This window comes from Roseburia sp. 499, from assembly GCF_001940225.2.
Taxonomy (GTDB): Bacteria; Bacillota; Clostridia; order Lachnospirales; family Lachnospiraceae; genus Petralouisia.
Genome location: NZ_CP135164.1, coordinates 1,926,727 through 1,948,210, shown reverse-complemented (window position 1 = coordinate 1,948,210; position 21,484 = coordinate 1,926,727). Strand labels below are relative to the sequence as shown.

The following is a 21,484-nucleotide window of genomic DNA, read 5'->3' as shown; positions in this document are numbered from 1 at the left end:
ATGTTTGAAGAGCAGTTACTGGAAAAAGTAAATATTTGTCAGGAAATTTTACGAGATACGAAAAATGAATTATATCTGAATATGCGTTTTCTGGATGTGGCGTTGAATACCTTTTCTTTGCAGTCTACTATGGAACGGGAGCGTACTGCAACAGACGGAGTAGGATATTATTTTAATCCGGAATATTTGATAGAACAGTACAAGGAGAGTAGCCAGAAAACAAATCGTTGTTATCTACATAGTGTGTTACATTGTCTTTTTGGTCATCTTTGGCATCCGGTAGAGAAAGAAAAGGAAGATTTATGGAATCTTGCTTGTGATATTACAGTGGAATACATTATGGATAATTTGTATTATCGTTGTCTGAGAAACCATTCTAATCCCTATCGTAAGTTGGTGTACAATAATTTGCTGGAGCAGATGCCGGTCATTAATGCAGAGGCAGTGTTCCATGTATTAGAGAAAAATTCCATGGATCCCAGAGCGCAGGCAAGGTTGATGCTGGAGTTTCTGGTGGATGAACATGATTTGTGGCAAAGACAGGAAAATGCACCTAATGCTCCAATGGAACAGCAGAACCAGTGGAAGGATATTCGGGATAAGATGGAAACGGAGCTTGAAACTTTTTCCAAGGAAGCAGCGGAGGACTCTAAAAGCCTGGTGGAACAGTTGAAAGTAGAAAATCGGGAACGATACGATTATCGGACTTTCTTAAAAAAATTCTGTGTTTTAAAAGAAGAAATGCAGGTAGATATGGACAGCTTTGACTATATTTTTTATAATTACGGCATGGAGATGTATGGAAACATGCCATTGATTGAGCCGCAGGAGACAAAAGAGGTCAAGAAAATCGAAGATTTTGTAATTGTGATTGATACCTCAATGTCATGTAAGACAGAGCTGGTACAGAAATTTTTGGAAGAAACCTATAGTATTTTAAGTCAGGCAGAATCTTTTTACCGTCGTTTTCGGATTCATATAATTCAGTGTGATGAGCGGGTGCAGTCAGATGTGGTGATTGAGAAAGCGCAACAGTTGCGGGACTATATGGAACAGTTCGAAGTGAAAGGCATGGGTGGTACGGATTTTCGTCCGGCATTTGAATATGTAAATCGCTTGCTGACAGAAAAAGCTTTTCAGAAGCTGCGTGGATTGATTTATTTTACGGATGGATATGGAACATTTCCCTTAAAGAAGCCATTATATGATGTGGCATTTGTGTTTTTTAAAGAAGACTATCTGGATGTAGATGTACCGGCTTGGGCAATTAAGTTGATATTAGGTGAAGAAGACATTGGAAATACGGTGGAGGCAAGTAGAACATGAATATAAAACGAACGAAGGAAGAAATTAAAAATACTATTTCCGCTTACTTGTTAAAAGATGAATTCGGAAATTATCAGATACCGTCCATTCGCCAGCGACCGGTATTTTTATTAGGTTCGCCCGGAATCGGAAAAACACAGATTATGGAACAGATATCCAAGGAGTGTGGTATCGGGTTGGTGGCGTATACGATTACACACCACACCAGACAGAGCGCAATAGGACTTCCTTTTATTTCAAAAAAGCAGTTTGGAGACAAAGAGTATGCTGTTACAGAGTATACTATGAGTGAAATTGTAGGTTCCATTTATGAAAAAATGGAGGAGACCGGATTAAAAGAAGGAATCCTTTTTATTGATGAAATTAACTGCGTATCGGAAACTCTGGCACCTGCTATGTTACAGTTTTTACAGTGTAAATCCTTTGGAAATCACAAGATTCCGGAGGGGTGGGTGATTGTAGCGGCTGGAAATCCGCCGGAATACAACAAGTCTGTGCGGGAATTTGACGTAGTAACCATGGACCGTGTGAAGAAAATTGAGGTAGAAGCAGACTTTAGTGTATGGAAAGAATATGCTTATGAGCACCAGCTGCATGGAGCAGTGATTTCTTATTTAAATACCAGAAAACAAAATTTTTATCAGATGGAAAATACGGTAGATGGCATGCATTTTGCAACCCCCCGTGGATGGGAAGATTTGTCTAATATCATTCAGGTTTATGAAAAACTGGAAAAATGCGTAGACCGGGAAGTGGTGGAACAGTATATTCAGTTTCCGAAGATTGCAAAAGACTTTGCTAATTATCTGGAACTTTATTATAAATACCAGACAGATTATCAGCTAGAAGAGATTTTTCAGGGAAAACTGGACGAAGTGCTGTTGAAAAAGATATCTCATGCTTCCTTCGATGAAAAATTAAGTGTAGTAGGTCTGATTTTATCTAAAGTAAATGAGGCAGTCAGCAATGCGGTACGAAAAGAATCTTATATGGAATTGTTACAGTCCTACTTGTTGGAATATAAGGAAGTGACGGAAAATATAACAGAAGGGTTGGATGGTCAGCAGTTGTTTTTTAACATTTGCCAGAAGGCATCTGTGGAATACAAGAGGAAGAAAACAGCAGAATTGTTGACAAGAGAAGAGGATTACCGGTATCGTCAGGTAATTCGGATGTTGGAAAAGATACTGCAGGAAATGAAGTTGCTATCCATAGAAGGTGCAAGTGAGTGTTTTTGCAAGGCAAAGGAAATGTTTGAACAAGAAAATGAGCAGTATGAGAAAAAACAGCAAGAAGCGGAAGAAAAGTTAGAATATGCCTTTGACTTTATGGAAGGTGCTTTTGGCAATAGTCAAGAGATGGTAATGTTTATTACGGAATTGAATTCCAATGCCAATAGCGTAGCATTTTTACAGGAAACAGACTGCGAGCGTTATTATCAGTATAATAAGGAACTGCTCTTTGATGATAAAAGAAAAAAACTGTTGGAACGTATGCAGTAGAAGACTAGTATGAGGAGAAAGACATGAAAAAGAAAGTGATACTATTTGATTTAGATGGAACATTGTTGAATACAGAAGAGGGAATCTCAAAATGCGTAAGATATGCCCTTGAAAAATTTGGAATTGAAGAGAACGACCAGAAAAAAATAAGACGTTTTATTGGTCCGCCTCTTGCTGATTCTTTTCAGCGTGAGTATGGATTTTCGGAAGAAGATGCCTGGAAGGCAGTTGCATATTATAGGGAAAGATATGATGATATTGGGGTATGGGAGTGTGAACTTTATCCGGATGTGAAAGAAACATTGGAACTTTTGTCTGAAAAAGGTTATCGGATTGGAGTAGCATCCTCTAAACCTCAGAAGTTTTGCCCGATTTTGATGAAACATTTTGGGATTGACCAGTATTTTGAAGTGATTGCCGGCGCAGTGTCCGACGGAAAGGCAGGAACAAAGTCAGCGGTTCTGACAGATGCATTGAAACGTTTTGGTGTTGAGAATAAGGAAGAAGTATTGTTAATTGGAGATACCAGATATGATGCGCAAGGTGCAAAAGAAGTTGGAATTGATTGTATTGGAATTACTTATGGTTTTGAACATGATATGGATACCATGCGGGAGGCAGGAGCGTATATTTGCGAGACGTTGGAGGAAGTAGTGGAGTACTTGGAACAATAATGTAAAGATTTTCCATAAATTACCGATATAAACAATAGCTACGGATGGCACTTATTTCTATGGAGAGATATAAGTGCCTTTTGCGTGTTATCAGGTTATATGATACAATTAACAAGAAGTCAATTTGCGGCTGCATATTGCTTTAAGATGTGGGAGGAAAATTATGTTATTAGATAAGTTAAATTCTGGAAGAAGCGTATTTAGTACAGATTTTGGAGAAACCAAGGGTAAGACAATCGGAGAATTCTCCAATGAAGAATGGGACAAGCTGTTAAGCAAAGTAGATAATGCACTGGAGGCTTATAAAGAGGACTTAAAGGAACGAGAAGAGGAAGCAAAAGAGCAACAGAAGAAAAAAGCGGAAACAGCTGCCTTATGTAGAAATGTTAATGAAGAATTTGAACAAAATGTCATGCGTGGCGGTGTATTGCAGAGCATGCGCTTTCAACGTTTGAATGAAAGTATGTTTTCGTCGGAGCAGGAAGAGGAAGAAAACATAGATATGGAGAATTCCGTAAATGATTTTGTTTCTGAAGAGGCCATTCAAAAGATTGTGGGAAATCGTGGTAAAATGCCGTATTCTACATTGGCTGATGAAAATGGTATCATTGAATATAATGGTGTGACCTTTGTAGGAGATATGGACAGTAATTCCTTATGTTTGGGGGATATGACGAATCCTGATAATGTACTTACGATACAATTATCGGATGGAGGATATTTAAAGGTGAATCTGGATAATCTTGATAGTTTGTCAAAGGCAATCGGAATGTTTTCACCGGAAGATCAGAACCGTATTATGCGCGCCCTTGCCCAGTATAACAAACTAAAACAGATTCAGCAGCAGATTGAGGATGAGACCAGTGGACTTCAGGTACTGAAAAAAGGTGAAGACGTGGCATTTTATGCATAACAAAAGGACAAGAAGAAGGAGACAATATGAATCAGAAAAACACAATGTACGGAGGCTTATTCTCCGCAGCGGGTGTGGTGTACCCAATGTTAGTTTATTTTGTAGTAATTACCATTGCAATGAATATTTGTACCGCCATTGCAATGAAAATGGGAGTAGATCCTAAAGAGCAGTATATGGCGTTGCAGACAATAGCAACAGCAGTAACTATTCCATTTGTTTTTTATTTTTATCGTAAGGACAGGTTGGAGCCTACTGCATGTCAACAACATCTTTCAGAGATATTTGAAGGGAAGTCCACAAAGGAAAAACTTTGGGATGGAATTATGATGTTCCTGACAGGAGCAGTGGCAGGAGTTACCTTAAATAATCTGATGGCAATGACTGCTTTGGAGGAACTGTCTAAGGGGTATCAGGAGGTGGAAAGCCAATTCTTCGGCGGGGGAGTTTTGTTTGAAGTGATAGGCTCGTGTCTATTAATACCGATTTTAGAGGAGATGCTTTATCGAAGCGTATTATATGGAAGAATCTGTGATATTTTTATTCCGTATCAGGTGGAAGATACGGAGGCGAAGAAGAAACGGAATCGAAATAGTCGTATTATGGCAATCGTCTTTACAGCATTAATTTTCGGTATGATGCATATGAATATTGTCCAGTTTATATATGCGACGATTCTTGGAATCATGTTGTCGTGGTTCGTAGAAAAGTCAGGACATTTGTATGGAGCGGTGATAGCGCATATTGGTGCGAATCTTATGTCTGTATTACGCATGGAAACGCCAATACTTAAGTGGATGGAAAGCAGCAAGACATGCTTTATTATGTCAACGGTTATCTGTGTGGTTATAACAATATTACTTCTGGTCATTATTGGAAAATATAGTAAGAATGGTACAAAAGAAGTAGAAAACAATTTCCAAACAATTTAATAAAAATCAAAGAATTGACAAGGCTGATAGAAAATAATTTTAAAAAGTTTTTTTGAAAACAAATTAAAATTGTTTCTGTCAGCCTATTTTGATGCAAAAAAATAATATAAAATACAGAAAATAAGATGTTAAATATTGAATAGTCGAATTATCTGACAATATAGCAAAAAAAGTTGTTTACAAGACGAAAAAATAGGTGTATATTTATTTCAACACAGTATTTTAGCAATATATAGGGTATACAGCAGAAAAACGTATAGCTTAGAAAGGATGAGAAGATGCAGGAAAAGGACAGAACAGCAGTAGGTATGTATGACCCACGGTTTGAGCATGATAACTGTGGTATTGGAGCTGTTGTAAACATTAAAGGTATCAAAACCCACGAAACAGTAGAAAATGCATTGAAGATTGTTGAAAACCTGAAACACAGAGCAGGTAAGGATGCAGAGGGAAAGACAGGAGACGGTGTAGGTATCCTGTTACAGATTTCTCATAAGTTTTTCAGTAAGGCTGCTAAGGAAGCAGGAATTGAAATCGGAGAAGAGAGAGATTATGGTATCGGAATGTTCTTCTTCCCACAGGATGAATTGAAGCGTAATCAGGCGAAGAAGATGTTTGAAGTTATCATAGAGAAGGAAGGTATGGAGTTCCTCGGTTGGAGAGAAGTACCGATTGATCCAACACAGTTGGGACAGAAGGCAGTAGATTGCATGCCTTATATTATGCAGGGATTTGTAAAACGTCCGGCGAATGTAAATAAAGGCCTGGATTTTGACCGTAAACTCTATGTGGCACGCCGTGTATTTGAACAGTCTAATGATGATACTTATGTAGTGTCTTTATCCAGCAGAACTATCGTATACAAAGGAATGTTCTTAGTAGAGCAGCTACGTCTGTTCTTTGCAGATTTACAGGATAAGGATTATGTATCTGCAATTGCAACAGTACATTCCAGATTCTCTACTAACACGAATCCAAGTTGGGAACGTGCACATCCGAACCGTTTCATTGTACATAACGGAGAGATTAATACCATTCGCGGTAATGCAGATAAGATGTTAGCACGTGAGGAGACCATGGAGTCTGAACATTTAGAGGGAGAACTTCAGAAGGTACTTCCGGTAGTAAATACCGAAGGTTCTGACTCTGCAATGTTAGATAACACCTTGGAATTCTTAGTAATGAGTGGTATGGAGCTTCCATTAGCAGTTATGATTACCATTCCGGAGCCATGGGCAAACAATGGTATCATGAGCCAGAAGAAGAAGGATTTCTATCAGTATTATGCAACTATGATGGAGCCATGGGATGGACCGGCTTCTATCGTATTTAGTGATGGTGACTTAATGGGTGCGGTATTAGACCGTAACGGATTACGTCCTTCCCGTTATTACATTACCAATGACGATTACCTGATTCTTTCTTCCGAAGTCGGAGTGTTAGATATCGACCCAACTAAGATTGTAGTAAAAGAACGTCTTCGTCCGGGAAAAATGCTTTTGGTAGATACCGTTCAGGGAAGAGTCATTGATGATGATGAATTAAAAGAAAGATATGCAGGTAGACAGCCTTATGGTGAATGGTTAGACCGTAATCTAATTAATTTGGAAGACTTAAAGATTCCAAATCAGCGTGTACCGGAGTATACCAAAGAAGAACGTCAGAGAATGCAGAAGGCTTTTGGATATACCTATGAATCTTTGAAGGAAGCGATTCTTCCGATGGCACAGAATGGTGCTGAAAGTACCGCAGCTATGGGTATTGATACACCGTTAGCAGCATTGGCAGGAGACCATCAGCCATTATTTAACTATTTTAAACAGTTGTTTGCACAGGTAACCAACCCACCAATCGACTCTATTCGTGAGGAAGTGGTAACATCCACTACCGTATACATTGGAGAAGACGGTAACTTATTAGAGGAAAAGGCAATCAACTGTCAGGTATTAAAGGTTAACAATCCAATTTTGACCAATACAGACCTGATGAAAATCAAGAATATGAAAGTGGAAGGATTCAAAGTAGTAGAACTTCCTATTATATATTACAAAAACACCAGCCTGGAAAAAGCAATCGAGCATTTGTATGTAGAAGCAGACCGTGCATACCGTGACGGAGCTAACATTTTGATTCTTTCTGACCGTGGTGTGGATGAAAACCATGTACCGATTCCTTCCTTATTAGCAGTATCTGCATTACAGCAGCATCTGATTAAGACAAAGAAGAGAACTGCAGTAGCAATGATTCTGGAATCCGGTGAACCAAGAGAGGTACATCATTTTGCAACATTGTTAGGATACGGAGCCTGTGCTATTAACCCGTATCTGGCACAGGATACTGTAAAACAGCTGATAGACGAGCATATGTTGGACAAGGATTATTACGCAGCTGTGTCCGATTATAACAATGCAATTCTTCACGGAATTGTAAAGATTGCAGCAAAGATGGGTATTTCCACTATCCAGTCTTATCAGGGTTCTAAGATTTTTGAGGCAATCGGAATTGACTCTGATGTAATTAACAAATATTTCACCGATACAGTAAGTCGTATTGGCGGAATTACTATGAAAGATATTGAAAATGATGTGAATGCATTACATTCCAGTGCATATGACCCACTTGGATTAGAGACAGACTTGACACTGGAAAGCCGCGGACGTCACAAGATGAGAAGTGGTGCAGACAGTCATTTATATAATCCTAAGACCATTCATCTGTTGCAGGAAGCAACCAGACGTGGAGATTATGAACTGTTCAAACAGTATACAGATGCGGTAAATGCAGAAGAGAAGAATGCAAATATCCGTGGTATGTTAGACTTTAACTTCCCGAAAAAGGGAATTCCGTTAGAAGAAGTAGAAAGTGTAGATTCTATCGTAACACGTTTTAAAACAGGCGCGATGTCTTACGGTTCTATTTCTCAGGAAGCACATGAGACATTGGCAATTGCGATGAATACACTTCATGGTAAGTCAAATAGTGGTGAAGGTGGAGAAAGCCCGGAACGTCTTACTGTTGGAAAAGACGGATTGAATCGTTGTTCTGCTATCAAACAGGTAGCTTCCGGACGATTTGGTGTAACCAGCCGTTATCTGGTAAGTGCAAAAGAAATCCAGATTAAGATGGCACAGGGAGCAAAACCAGGTGAAGGTGGACATCTTCCAGGAAAGAAAGTATATCCGTGGATTGCAAAGACCAGACTTTCTACTCCGGGTGTGTCATTGATTTCACCGCCGCCACACCATGATATTTATTCCATCGAAGACTTGGAGCAGTTAATCTACGATTTGAAAAACTCCAATAAGGATGCAAGAATTTCAGTAAAACTGGTATCTGAGGCTGGAGTAGGTACGGTAGCAGCAGGTGTTGCAAAAGCAGGAGCACAGGTTGTATTGATTTCCGGATATGACGGAGGAACCGGTGCAGCACCAAGCAGTTCCATCCATAATGCAGGACTTCCATGGGAGTTAGGCCTTTCTGAGACACATCAGACCTTAATTATGAATGGACTTCGTAATAAGGTAAGAATTGAAACAGATGGTAAGCTCATGACCGGACGTGATGTAGCAGTAGCAGCAATGCTGGGAGCAGAAGAGTTCGGATTTGCAACCGCTCCATTGGTAACACTGGGATGTGTTATGATGCGTGTATGTAATCTGGATACCTGTCCGGCAGGTATTGCAACTCAGAATCCGGAGTTAAGAAAACGTTTCAGCGGAAAGCCGGAATACGTTATTAACTTTATGAAGTTCATTGCGCAGGATTTGAGAGAATACATGGCAAGACTTGGCGTTCGTACCGTAGATGAACTGGTAGGAAGAGGCGACTTGTTAAAGGTACGCGATGACCTGAATGAAAGAGAAAAAGAACTGGATTTATCCAGAATCATCAATAATCCATTTGCAGGACCAAAGGAAAAAGTAACCTTTGATCCAAGACAGGTATATGATTTTGAACTGGAGAAGACAAAGGATGAAACTGTACTGATGAAGCAGTTAAAGCCAGCGTTAGAAAGTGGACAGAAGAGAAGTATTGATGTGGAAGTAACCAATACAGACCGTTCCTTTGGTACTATTTTCGGTTCAGAGATTACGAAGAGATATGATGATACATTAGAAGAAGATACCTTTATCGTAAAATGTACAGGAGCAGGTGGACAGAGTTTTGGAGCATTCATTCCAAAGGGATTGACTCTGGAACTGGTAGGAGACAGTAATGACTACTTCGGAAAAGGACTTTCCGGTGGTAAGCTGGTAGTATATCCGCCAACAGGAGTAACATATAAGCAGGATGAAAATATTATCATTGGTAACGTTGCAATGTATGGAGCAACCAGTGGTAAAGCATTTATCAATGGTGTAGCAGGAGAACGTTTCTGTGTTCGTAACTCTGGTGCCAATGCAGTCGTAGAAGGTGTTGGTGATCATGGTTGTGAATATATGACAGGTGGACGTGTCGTTGTTCTTGGAAAAACCGGAAAGAACTTCGCAGCAGGTATGAGCGGTGGTATCGCATATGTGCTGGATGAAGATAATGACCTGTATACCAGAATTAATAAAGAGATGGTATTCTCTGAGGAAATTACATCGAAATATGATGTTATGGAATTAAAAGATATGATTAAGGAACATGTATCTTTGACAAATTCCGTGAAGGGAAAAGAGATTTTGGACAACTTCAGTGAATATCTGCCGAAGTTTAAGAAAATCGTTCCTTACGATTACAACAGAATGATGATGGCAATTGTTCAGATGGAAGAAAAGGGATTAAGCTCTGAACAGGCACAGATTGAAGCGTTTTACGCAAATACAAAGAATTAAGGAGGGAACGCAAAATGGGAAAACCAACAGGATTTATGGAATATAATAGACAGACAGCAGAGGCGGTAGCACCAAAAGAGCGTATTAAGAACTTTAACGAGTTCCATACCCCTCTGTCAAAGGAAGAGCAGCAGAAGCAGGGTGCACGTTGTATGGCATGTGGTGTACCTTTCTGCCAGGCAGGCATGGAGATCATGGGAATGACCTCCGGCTGCCCATTACACAATCTGGTACCGGAATGGAATGATCTGGTATACACAGGAAATTGGGAGCAGGCTTATAACCGTCTTACAAAAACAAATAACTTCCCGGAATTTACTTCAAGAGTATGTCCGGCACTTTGTGAGGCAGCGTGTACCTGCGGACATTACGGTGAATCTGTTTCCGTAAAGGAAAATGAGCATGGAATCATTGAAAATGCGTACGAACAGGGATATGCAGCAGCAAAACCACCAAAGGTAAGAACCGGCAAGAAGGTAGCGGTTATTGGTTCGGGTCCTGCCGGACTTGCAGCAGCAGACCAGCTGAATAAACGTGGACATTCTGTAACTGTATATGAAAGAGATGACCGTGTAGGTGGACTTTTGATGTATGGTATTCCAAATATGAAATTGGAAAAACAGATAATTGACCGTAAAATCAATGTGATGAAGGAAGAAGGTATTGAATTCATCACAGGTGTGAATGTAGGAAAAGACATTAAGGCTGCAAAGTTATTGAAGGACTATGATCGTGTGATTTTAGCATGTGGTGCAAAAAATCCAAGAGATATCAAGGCTCCGGGACGTGATGCAAAGGGTATTTACTTTGCAGTGGATTTCCTTGCAGCAACAACAAAGAGCTTGCTAGATTCTAACCTTAAGGATAACAAATATATTTCTGCAAAAGGTAAGAAAGTAGTAATCATCGGTGGTGGAGATACCGGAAATGACTGTGTGGGTACTTCCATCCGTCATGGTGCAGCATCTGTAGTACAGTTAGAGATGATGCCAAAGCTGCCGGATAGCCGCGCAGAGAACAATCCATGGCCAGAGTGGCCAAAGGTCTGCAAGACAGATTATGGTCAGGAAGAAGCTATTGCAGTATTCGGCAATGATCCAAGAATCTATCAGACTACTGTAAAAGAATTCTTAAAGGATAAGAATGGTAACTTAAGTGGTCTTGTAATTGTAAAGTTAGAGAGCAAGAAGGATGAAAAGACCGGACGTATGATGATGGTAGAAGTACCTGGTTCTGAAACTAAAATGGAAGCAGATATGGTACTCATTGCAGCTGGATTCTTAGGAACAGAGAAGTATGTTGCAGATGCATTTGGATTGAAGCTAAATGAAAGAACTAACGTGGAAACTGCAAAAGAACAGTATGAGACAAATGTAAAAAATGTATTTACTGCAGGAGATATGCATAGAGGACAGTCTCTGGTCGTATGGGCAATTCATGAAGGACGTGAGGTTGCACGCGAAGTGGATGCAAGCTTAATGGGATATACAAATCTGAAAGCATAACGATTGTGCACATTGTTGACAAGTAAAAGAAAAAATGGTTTAATATTAGTGAAAGTTACTAATATTAAACCATTTTTGTGTATTGGTTGAAATGGGAATTACTATAAAGGAGGAAGGACTTATGGAATTAAAAGGCAGCAAGACAGAGGCAAATTTAAAGACTGCGTTTGCAGGAGAATCAGAGGCAAGAAATAAGTATACTTATTTTGCAAGTAAGGCCAAAAAGGATGGTTATGTTCAGATTGCTAATATTTTTGAAGAAACTGCAAATAACGAAAAAGAACATGCGAAGATGTGGTATAAGCTGTTAAATGGTGGGGCGATCAAGAGTACCCCGGAGAACTTAGTAGAGGCAGCAAATGGTGAAAACTACGAATGGACAGATATGTATGCAACCTTTGCAAAAGAAGCAAGAGAAGAAGGATTTGATGAGATTGCAGACTTATTTGAAGGAGTAGCTGCTATTGAAAAAGAACATGAAGAAAGATACCGTAAGCTTCTGGCAAATATTCAAGGGGATTTAGTATTTTCAAAAGATGGAGATGTTATCTGGCAGTGTACCAACTGCGGACATATCTGCATTGGTAAGAAGGCACCGGAGGTTTGCCCGGTATGTAATCATCCACAGGCATATTTCCAGGTGAAGGCAGAGAATTATTAGAAAAAATAGAATAGAAAGTAGTACAAGAAAGGGTATCCTAAGTCAGATGTTGTATGTAAAACAAATGGCAAGGATACCCTTTTTGATTTAGATATATTTCTCAACAATGGCCATAAATGCATCGCGATTATTTTTTGCGAAAGAATCATAAGTAGTTCCGACAGCAGTAATGGCTTTTCCAAGCTCCACAAGAAATTCAGGAATTTCTTCTTCTAACATAACCCCCAAGTCTGTACCGAAAGTTTCAGTTCCAAAGGAGTCAGAGCCTTTTTCATATACAGCAAAGGCAGGTTTTGGACCGTCAGGAGTCTGTTTTACACCGCCACGGAAGCCTAAGGCACCAATCTGGTGAGCAGAACAGGAAGAAGGACATCCGGAAATGTGAATTTTAGGAAGCACCCCATTCATAAAGTTCTCCTGACGAACACGTTTAATGCATGCGTCTAAAAGACCTTGGGAATCTCTGGCGCCTACCTGGCAGATAGAAGCACCAATGCAGGCAACAGAGGTCTCGAATAAAGTGTTGGCACCGTCATTCGTCAAGGCAAGTATTTTTTCTGCTTCGGAAGCAGTCAGATTGATAATGTAAAGGCTTTCATCCGGTGCAATTCGTACTTTTACATCTTCCATATCCTTTATAGTATTAGAGAGATTACGGAAGAATTCAGGGTCAGGATTGCCACCAAGAGGATGATAAGCAACTGCGTAAAGTCCCGGCTGTTTTTGTGCAATTGCTCTTGGGTGGCTAATGTTGCCTTCACCAGTCTTTGCAACAGTAGAGGGAGTGATTTCAATATCCAGTTTTTCAGTAGCAAGAACTTGTGTCAGTTTTTCCTGATAAGCCTTGATATAGCCATCTGTACCAAGGGTTTCCTGCATGAAACGAGTTCTTGCAGCAGCACGATTTTCGTAATTTCCATAAGCAATAAAAGTCTCTACCATTGCCTTGATATAATATAGAATTTTAGAAGGTTCTACATGTTCTGCAACTTTTGCACCCATACGAGGATTACGTCCAAGTCCGCCGGCACTGTAGACAGTGAATGTGCCATCCTTTTCAGCGACAAATCCTAAATCACGGAAAGTAGCATGGATGCTGTTATCAATACCATTGGAAAAACATACTTTTAATTTTCGAGGCAGTTTTACCGTTTTAATGAAGCCAAGGAGATAATCTCCGGCAGCTTTTGCATAGGGAAGCACATCGAGATATTCGTCTGTTTGTACTCCGGAAAGAGGTGAGCACATTACATTGCGTGGAAAGTCTCCCCCGCCTCCACGGGTAATAATACCATGGTCAAAGGCCTCTTCAATCAAGGAACATACCTGTAATTCATTTAAGTTATGAAGTTGAATGCTTTCGCAGGTGGTAAGATGCGCCAGATTGATATTGTATTTTTCGATGCTGTCAGCAATGAAGGAAAGCTGCTCTTTATCTACTTCACCACCTGTAAGACGCAGACGTAGCATACTGGCTTTGCCACCCCGCTGTGCATAACTACCGAATCCACCGGAAAATCCCTTATATTGTGGAACCGTAATTTCCTTTTTATAAAATTTCTGTGTCATTTCATGAAATTCTTTTAAATCCTCGCGGAACTCTGCTACATAATCCTTTACCATGATAACCTCCTGAAAAATAATAATAGTATTTGCAAAAGTTTGTTTTCTTATTCTATTGATATAGTAGCATGAATAATGCATAAAATGAAATTATAAATATTTATAAAATAATAAAAATATGTTATGATTAGGAAGTCAGGATAAGGAGCGATGAAAATGATAGATAATAGGATATATACATTTTTGGATGTATGTAAAACTTTAAATTATACCAGAACTGCTGAAAACCTTCATATTACCCAGCCGGCAGTGACACAACAGATTCATTATCTGGAGGAGATTTATGAAGTTAAATTATTTGAAATGAAAGGGAAGAAGATGTTTCCGACCAGGCAGGGAGAACTTTTACGGCAGATGGCATCGGCTATGTGTGTGGATGAGCAGCAGATTCATAAAGAACTAAGGGATAGTGTTCAAGAGAAGAAAACCATTCGATTTGGTGCTACACTTACGGTAGGAGAGTTTGTAGTGCCTGTGGTGTTACCGGAATATTTAAAAGATTTTCCCGAAACAGATATATCAGTGACGGTTCAGAATACAGAAATATTGCTGAAAATGTTGGAGGCTGGCGAGATAGAATTTGCTGTAATAGAGGGAAGATTCGACAAAAGTGCTTATGAATATCACAGGATTTCAGAAGAAAAATACATCGGTGTGTGTGGAAGGGATTTTTATGAAAAACATAAGGAGAAAAGATATGTATCCGTGGAAGAATTAATGAAAGAGCGGCTTATTGTAAGAGAAGAAGGGTCCGGAACCAGAGGGATTTTAGAACAATTTTTAAAAGAGCATAAACAGTCTGTAGATAAGTTTGCAGGGGTATTGGAGGTTTCTAATATGGAGACAATCCGTAAACTTGTAATGGCAGAATGTGGCATTAGTTTTTTGTATAAAGCGGTAGTGGAAGAAGATTTAGAGCTAGAAAGAATTTTTGAGATACCGGTAGAAGATTTTGTGATTCAGAGAGAATTTAACTTTGTGTATTTAAAAAATAGCATTTTTTCGAAAAAATATGATACAATAAGCAAGTACTTTGAGAGATGGAGAGGATAGCAAATGAAAAAAGCAGTATTTTTTGATATTGATGGAACTCTTTGGGATGAAAAACAGCAGATACCGGATAGCACGAGAGAAGCACTTAGGTTATTAAAAGAAAATGGACATTATCTGTTTATATGTAGCGGAAGAACTAGGGTGTTTATTCCGGATAAGGAGTTAATGCCTCTTGGGTTTGACGGAATAGTGGCAGGATGTGGTACATACGGAGAGTTTCAGGGAGAGACAAAGTTTTATCACAAGTTAGAAAAGGAACAGGTGGAAAGACTGTGCGGCTATCTGAAAAAGTTAAATACAGGATTTGTTCTTGAGGGAAGATACGCCCTTTACATGGATAGGGAATGTTTTCACCCGGATTACAGATTTTATGATCAGATAAGCAAGGAACTTGGGGACAAGCTTCTTCGGGTTAGTGAAAATGAAGATAATATAGAGATTAGTAAATTCTGCGTCAATTATGTAAAACAGGGGCAGAAAGAGTTAGAGCAGGAATTGGAACAGGATTATTTTATTATTCATAGAGATGGCGGTTTTATGGAAATTGTGCCAAAGGGATTTAATAAGGCGACCGGAATTCAGGAGATGTGCAAGATTCTAGGAATTGCACATGAAGATACTTATGCGTTTGGTGATAGTACCAATGATTTAGACATGTTGCAGTATGTAGCACATTCCGTAGCAATGGGCGATGGGATGCAGGAAGCCAAGGATGCAGCAGAATATGTGACTACAGCATTGTGGGAAGATGGAATTTATAACGGTTTGAAACATTATGGGTTGATTTAGGTCAACCCTTTTTACTTATCTTGTGAAATTTTTTTTCTTGACAAATATATCAGATTGATATATTAGAATCATTGACAGGTTATGAAATTAAGAAGAGATTGGATACACGGTTGAGGTTGTTTTGGAATGCTAGTTATGGGAGTATTTATCCTACATTAAATGAGTTGGAAAAAGAGGGTTTAGTAAAAAAGGAAGAATTAGAGGAAAAAGGGCGTGATAAAATCCGATACACAATTACAGAAGATGGAAGAGATGTTTTAAAGGAGTGGCTGAAAAAACCTGCTGTAAAGGATGAACTAAGGTATGAAACTTTACTAAAACTCTTTTTCGGGAGTGAAATAGGGGAGAATATGACATTGGAGCATATTCATAGGTTTGGAGAAAAAATAGAAAAGGAACTCCCATTTCTAAAAACGTCTGTGAGCCAACTTAAGGAACCTGATTTGGAAGAGGAGCATAAATACATTATGTTGACAGCATTATTTGGAGTAAAGGTATATGAAACATATTTGGAATGGTGTAAAGAGGTAGAAGAGGTATTAAAAGCAGGAGGTAAGAAAGATGTGTGATTTACGGTTTAAGTTTTCTTTTTTTGGGTTTATTGTTTTTATGATTCCGATGTTGATAAATATTGTGTATGTAATCTTTCCACCAATAAATGCGGTAGAAGAAGCTACAAATGTAAATAAGATTTGGGAAAGCATAGAGGGTATTACAAGAGTTTTGTATGCAATTGCTATCTGTATTTTAGTAAGCAATCAGAAAATCAATTTTAAGAGTCCATGGTTTATTTTGGGATTGGTGTTTTTGATTTTGTATTACATTGTGTGGATGCGATATTTTATTGGAGGACGCGACGTGAAACTTTTGGGGAAATCCTTTTTGTTTATTCCTCTGCCCTTAGCAATATTTCCTGTACTGTATTACCTGTTTGCAGCAATTTGGTTACATAATTATGTGGCTGTAATTTTTATGGTGATTTTCGGAATTGCACATAATATCGTATCGTATATTTCGCTATATAATAAGTAAATATTGTTTTTATAATTTTTATAAAAAGTTTAGAATTACTCCCATTGACAAATAGTCGTTACAAGAATAATATGTTATCTTGTAAATAGATAACAATGTTAAATATTTTTAGGGGATGAGCCTATGGAAAATGACAATTTAAAAATCATGCATACCGAATTAATGGAAGCATTCCACCGGATTCAGAAGGTTAATATTTCTTCTATGATGGAAGTATCAAAGGGTGAATTTTTAGCATTACAGATTATTGGAGTGTATCAGAAAAAGTATCCGGAACGGGAAGGAATTTATGTGTCAGAAATAGCAGGAAATTTGCGGATTGCATCATCCCAAACTTCCAGAATGCTAAAGAATCTGGAAGAACGTGAACTCATAGGAAGGAGCGTTGATACCAAAGATCGGAGAAATACATATGTTTTTTTAACGGAAAATGGAAAAGAAGTCTGTCAACGTGTTCATGAGAAAATGCAGGTTTATTTTGAAGGGGTTTTGAACCAGATGGGTGAGGAAAGAATGAAAGAGTTGATTGGGTTATGTAGAGAATTATCTGATGTTATGGAGAAGGAATTGAAAGAACAAGTGAAGGAAAACAGAAAAAATAATTAAGAAAGGAAGAAACGCATGGGAAAGATATTCAAATACTTAAAGGAATATAAAGCGATTGTTGCAGGTATAATTCTTTTACTGATTGTACAGGCATACTGTGATTTATCCCTGCCGCAGTATATGTCCGATATCGTGGATATTGGTATACAGCAGGGAGGAATTGAACATGTAGCACCAGAGGAGATGCGAGAAGAGACATTGGAAAATCTCTGTGTATTTATGTCTGATGAAGATGCTGAAACAGTAAAGGGAGCTTATGAAAAAAATGAAGAAGGAAACTATGAACTGACAGTAAAGAAGGATGAGATAGAAAAACTGGATGAGATTCTGGGCTTGCCAATGTTAGTAATGTCTTCGATGGAGGAACAGGAAGGAATGGATATGGAAACCATTCGGGCGGCATTGGAAAGTGGTATGATGACCAAAGAGCAGATTCTGCAGCAGGAAGATGCAGTAGAAGAACAACTCGGGGATATGAGTGATACCATTATTAATCAAAAGGCATTACTGGGAGTGAAATCAGAGTATGAGGCATTAGGCTGGGATATGGGAGATTACCAGAATAGTTATATGCTTCGCACCGGTGGAAAGATGATTGCTATGTCTGTTATTATGATGGCAGCAGCGATTTTTGCAGGTATGCTTGCATCCTATGTATCAGCCGGTGTTGGTAGAGATTTAAGAGATAAGGTATTTAAAAAAGTAGTTTCTTTTTCAAATAGTGAAATAGAACGTTTTTCCACCGCATCTTTGATTACAAGAAGTACTAATGATATTCAACAGATACAGATGGTGGAGGTTATGCTGCTTCGTATGGTAATTTATGCACCAATCATTGGTATTGGTGGCGTGATTAAAGTGGCAAATACCAGAACAGGGATGAGCTGGATTATTGGAGTAGCAGTGGGAGTAATCATTCTCGTTGTAGGATTATTAATGGTTGTTGCTATGCCAAAATTTAAGAAAATGCAGACTTTGGTAGACCGTTTGAATCTGGTATCCAGAGAAATATTAACAGGAGTTCCTGTCATCAGAGCTTTTTCCCGAGAAAAATTTGAGGAAAAGCGTTTTGAAGGAGCGAATAAGGAATTGATGAAAACACAGTTGTTCACCAACCGTGTTATGTCTATGATGATGCCGCTTATGATGATGATTATGAACTGTATTACGGTTGCAATTGTGTGGTTTGGTTCTAAGGGCGTAGACCTTGGAAATCTTCAGGTAGGCGACATGATGGCATTTATCACTTATACGATGATAATTGTCATGTCATTTTTGATGATTACTATGGTATCTGTTATGCTTCCAAGAGCAGGAGTTGCAGCAAATCGTATTGATGAAGTTTTAAATACAGAAGCAGAGATTTTAGATCCGAAGGAACCTAAGGACGGTGTCAATGAGCAGTGGAAGGGAGAAATTGTATTTGATGATGTATGCTTCCAGTATCCGGGAGCAGATGAAAATGCAATTGAACATATTTCTTTTAAGGCAGAGCCGGGCAAAACTACAGCTATTATTGGAAGTACAGGATGTGGTAAGTCTACATTGCTAAATCTGATTCCAAGATTCTATGATGTGACAGAAGGAAAAATTACAGTTGATGGCGTGGATATTCGCGATATTACTCAGAACAAGCTGAGGAGTTTACTTGGATATGTTCCGCAGAAAGGGGTATTGTTCTCCGGAACGATTGCCACGAATATCGGATTTGCGGGAGAGGTATCAGAAGAAAAGATACAGGAGGCCGCACAAATTGCACAAGCAGAAGAATTTATTTCTGCAAAAGAAGAGGGATATGAGAGCCCGATTGCACAGGGCGGAACGAATGTATCCGGTGGACAGAAACAACGTTTGTCCATTGCAAGAGCCATTGCAAAGAATCCAAAAGTATTTTTATTTGATGACAGTTTTTCAGCATTAGATTATAAGACGGACGTGGTCTTAAGAAAAGCATTAAATGAGAAAATATCAGATGCTACTGTGATTATTGTAGCTCAGAGAATCAGTACAATTCTTCATGCTGACCAGATTATTGTGTTGGATGAAGGAAAAGTTGTTGGAAAAGGAACTCATGAGGAACTGATGCAGTCCTGTGAAACATATCAGGAAATTGCAAAGTCCCAGTTGTCTGAAAAGGAACTGAAAGGAGGTCTTGTATAATGAGCGAACATAAGAGACGTTCTGGAATGGGACACGGACCGGGAGCAGGAATGGCACCGGGAGAAAAGGCAAAGAATTTTAAAGGAACGGTAGCACAGCTGTTAAAATATATGGGAAAATATAAACTGGGTGTGCTGGTAGTTTTTGTATTTGCGGTTGCATCTACCGTGTTTAGTATCGCAGGACCCAAAATCTTAGGAAAGGCTACTACAGAGCTTTTTAATGGACTGGTATCCAAGGTTTCCGGTGCTGGAGGTATTGATTTTGATAAAATCGGAAAGATTTTGTTGTTCTTGTTAGGTGTTTACCTGATTAGTGCAATATGCTCCTTTGTACAGGGATGGATTATGAGTGGAATTACACAGAAGATTTGTTTCAGATTCCGTGAAGATATTTCAAAGAAAATCAATCGGATGCCAATGAAATATTTTGAATCCAGAACAGTCGGAGAAGTGTTATCCAGAATTACGAATGACGTAGATACACTGGGACAGGGAATGAATCAGAGTGTAACACAGTTGATAACTTCGGTGACGACTCTTATCGGTATTTTGATTATGATGCTGACGATTAGCCCCCTGATGACATTAATTGCAGTAATTATTCTTCCGGTATCCGGTATCATGATAGGTGTTGTAGTAAAACATTCCCAGAAGTATTTCGTTTCGCAGCAGAAATACTTAGGAAAAATCAACAGTCAGGTGGAAGAAGTATATAGCGGTCATAATATTGTAAAGGCATTTAATAAAGAAGAAGATATGCTGAAAGAATTCGATGAGACCAACGGAATTTTGTTCCAATCTGCATGGAAGTCGCAGTTTTTGTCAGGAATGATGATGCCAATTATGAACTTTGTGGGAAATCTTGGATATGTGGCAGTTGCAGTAGTTGGTGGAATTCAGGTAATCAACGGACATATTGAAGTAGGAGATATTCAGTCGTTTATTCAGTATGTAAAGAATTTTACACAGCCGATTTCACAAGTGGCACAGGTATCTAACATGCTTCAGTCTACGGCAGCGGCAGCAGAACGTGTCTTTGAATTCCTTGACGAAGAGGAAGAGGATTTGACGGTAGAACAGCCGGTAAAACTGGAACATATGGAAGGAAATGTATCCTTTGAGCATGTTAAGTTCGGATACAATCCGGATAAAATTATTGTAAACGATTTCAACTGTAAGGTTGAGCCGGGACAGATGGTAGCAATTGTAGGGCCTACCGGAGCAGGTAAGACTACCATGGTAAAATTGTTGATGCGTTTTTATGATGTCAACGGTGGAAGTATCAAGGTAGATGGACATGATTTGAGAAATTTCAATCGAGCAGATTTGAGAGAAAACTTTGGTATGGTATTGCAGGATACCTGGTTGTTCAAAGGAACTATTATGGAAAATATCCGTTACGGCAGATTGGATGCTACAGAAGAAGAGGTCATTGCAGCAGCTAAGGCAGCGCATGCTCACCACTTCATTACTACATTGCCGGGTGGCTATAATATGGAATTGAATGAAGATGCAAGTAATGTATCTCAGGGGCAGAAACAGTTGCTTACTATTGCAAGAGCAATCTTAGCCGATAATCCTATTTTGATTCTGGATGAAGCGACATCTTCTGTAGATACCCGTACCGAAGAACGAATTCAGAAGGCAATGAATAACCTGATGAAGGGAAGAACCAGCTTCGTTATAGCACATCGTCTTTCTACTATTAAGGATGCAGACATCATTCTGGTAATGAAAGATGGAGACATCATTGAACAGGGAAATCATGAAGAACTGCTTGAACAGGGCGGATTTTACGCAGAACTTTATAATTCTCAGTTTGAGGAAGCAACAGCATAAGAAATAGTGTGTGAGAAAAATCTCCATGTGTCAATTTGAGGTGCATG

16 protein-coding genes are annotated in these 21,484 nt (G+C 39.0%); 15 read left to right on the top strand and 1 reads right to left on the bottom strand.

Annotated features, from left to right (window positions below):
• The 8 genes from BIV20_RS09640 to rbr all read left to right on the top strand — a co-directional run bounded on the left by BIV20_RS09640 (nucleotide 1) and on the right by rbr (nucleotide 12,333).
• Nucleotides 1–1,326, top strand: coding sequence for a vWA domain-containing protein (locus tag BIV20_RS09640; RefSeq protein WP_075720581.1), 1,326 nt, complete (start codon nucleotides 1–3; stop codon nucleotides 1,324–1,326).
• Nucleotides 1,323–2,828: an ATP-binding protein gene (locus BIV20_RS09635; protein WP_075720467.1), complete on the top strand. Its 1,506-nt coding sequence runs from the start codon at nucleotides 1,323–1,325 to the stop codon at nucleotides 2,826–2,828. Before BIV20_RS09640 ends, BIV20_RS09635 begins: the two co-directional genes overlap by 4 nt.
• Nucleotides 2,829–2,851: 23 nt before the next feature.
• Nucleotides 2,852–3,502 (top strand): HAD-IA family hydrolase, encoded by a 651-nt coding sequence (locus tag BIV20_RS09630; RefSeq protein WP_075720465.1) that lies wholly within the window; start codon nucleotides 2,852–2,854, stop codon nucleotides 3,500–3,502.
• A 163-nt stretch (nucleotides 3,503–3,665) separates the two neighbouring features.
• Nucleotides 3,666–4,415, top strand: a complete 750-nt coding sequence (locus tag BIV20_RS09625; protein ID WP_075720463.1) for a hypothetical protein — start codon at nucleotides 3,666–3,668, stop codon at nucleotides 4,413–4,415.
• A 26-nt stretch (nucleotides 4,416–4,441) separates the two neighbouring features.
• Complete coding sequence (locus BIV20_RS09620; protein ID WP_075720461.1) at nucleotides 4,442–5,347, top strand: CPBP family intramembrane glutamic endopeptidase; 906 nt, start codon at nucleotides 4,442–4,444, stop codon at nucleotides 5,345–5,347.
• A gap of 278 nt (nucleotides 5,348–5,625) precedes the next feature.
• On the top strand, nucleotides 5,626–10,167 hold the full coding sequence (gltB, locus tag BIV20_RS09615; protein WP_075720459.1) for a glutamate synthase large subunit: 4,542 nt from the start codon (nucleotides 5,626–5,628) through the stop codon (nucleotides 10,165–10,167).
• A 14-nt stretch (nucleotides 10,168–10,181) separates the two neighbouring features.
• On the top strand, nucleotides 10,182–11,672 hold the full coding sequence (locus tag BIV20_RS09610; RefSeq protein WP_075720457.1) for a glutamate synthase subunit beta: 1,491 nt from the start codon (nucleotides 10,182–10,184) through the stop codon (nucleotides 11,670–11,672).
• 121 nt (nucleotides 11,673–11,793) lie between these two features.
• Nucleotides 11,794–12,333: a rubrerythrin gene (rbr, locus tag BIV20_RS09605; protein ID WP_075720455.1), complete on the top strand. Its 540-nt coding sequence runs from the start codon at nucleotides 11,794–11,796 to the stop codon at nucleotides 12,331–12,333.
• Between the two features lie 87 nt (nucleotides 12,334–12,420).
• Here rbr and BIV20_RS09600 read toward each other — a convergent pair whose 3' ends face one another.
• Nucleotides 12,421–13,956, bottom strand: a complete 1,536-nt coding sequence (locus tag BIV20_RS09600; RefSeq protein ID WP_075720453.1) for a nitrite/sulfite reductase — start codon at nucleotides 13,954–13,956, stop codon at nucleotides 12,421–12,423.
• A 156-nt stretch (nucleotides 13,957–14,112) separates the two neighbouring features.
• Here BIV20_RS09600 and BIV20_RS09595 point away from each other — a divergent pair, with 156 nt between their 5' ends.
• From BIV20_RS09595 to BIV20_RS09565, 7 genes are all read left to right on the top strand, one after another.
• The gene (locus tag BIV20_RS09595; RefSeq protein WP_075720451.1) at nucleotides 14,113–15,009 is read left to right on the top strand and encodes a LysR family transcriptional regulator; all 897 of its coding nucleotides are present in this window, start codon (nucleotides 14,113–14,115) and stop codon (nucleotides 15,007–15,009) included.
• Nucleotides 15,010–15,012: 3 nt separating this feature from the next.
• Complete coding sequence (locus BIV20_RS09590; RefSeq protein ID WP_075720449.1) at nucleotides 15,013–15,798, top strand: Cof-type HAD-IIB family hydrolase; 786 nt, start codon at nucleotides 15,013–15,015, stop codon at nucleotides 15,796–15,798.
• Nucleotides 15,799–15,869: 71 nt separating this feature from the next.
• The gene (locus tag BIV20_RS09585; RefSeq protein WP_083655163.1) at nucleotides 15,870–16,367 is read left to right on the top strand and encodes a PadR family transcriptional regulator; all 498 of its coding nucleotides are present in this window, start codon (nucleotides 15,870–15,872) and stop codon (nucleotides 16,365–16,367) included.
• Entirely contained in the window at nucleotides 16,360–16,830 is a 471-nt protein-coding gene (locus BIV20_RS09580) for a hypothetical protein (protein ID WP_075720445.1), read from the top strand. The genes BIV20_RS09585 and BIV20_RS09580 overlap by 8 nt, the downstream gene beginning before the upstream one ends.
• A gap of 123 nt (nucleotides 16,831–16,953) precedes the next feature.
• Nucleotides 16,954–17,436, top strand: coding sequence for a MarR family winged helix-turn-helix transcriptional regulator (locus tag BIV20_RS09575; RefSeq protein ID WP_075720443.1), 483 nt, complete (start codon nucleotides 16,954–16,956; stop codon nucleotides 17,434–17,436).
• A gap of 15 nt (nucleotides 17,437–17,451) precedes the next feature.
• Nucleotides 17,452–19,596, top strand: a complete 2,145-nt coding sequence (locus BIV20_RS09570; protein WP_075720441.1) for an ABC transporter ATP-binding protein — start codon at nucleotides 17,452–17,454, stop codon at nucleotides 19,594–19,596.
• Nucleotides 19,596–21,437 carry an ABC transporter ATP-binding protein gene (locus BIV20_RS09565; protein WP_075720439.1) on the top strand — a complete coding sequence of 614 codons (1,842 nt, stop codon included), beginning with the start codon at nucleotides 19,596–19,598 and terminating at the stop codon, nucleotides 21,435–21,437. The genes BIV20_RS09570 and BIV20_RS09565 overlap by 1 nt, the downstream gene beginning before the upstream one ends.
• Nucleotides 21,438–21,484 lie beyond the last annotated feature (47 nt).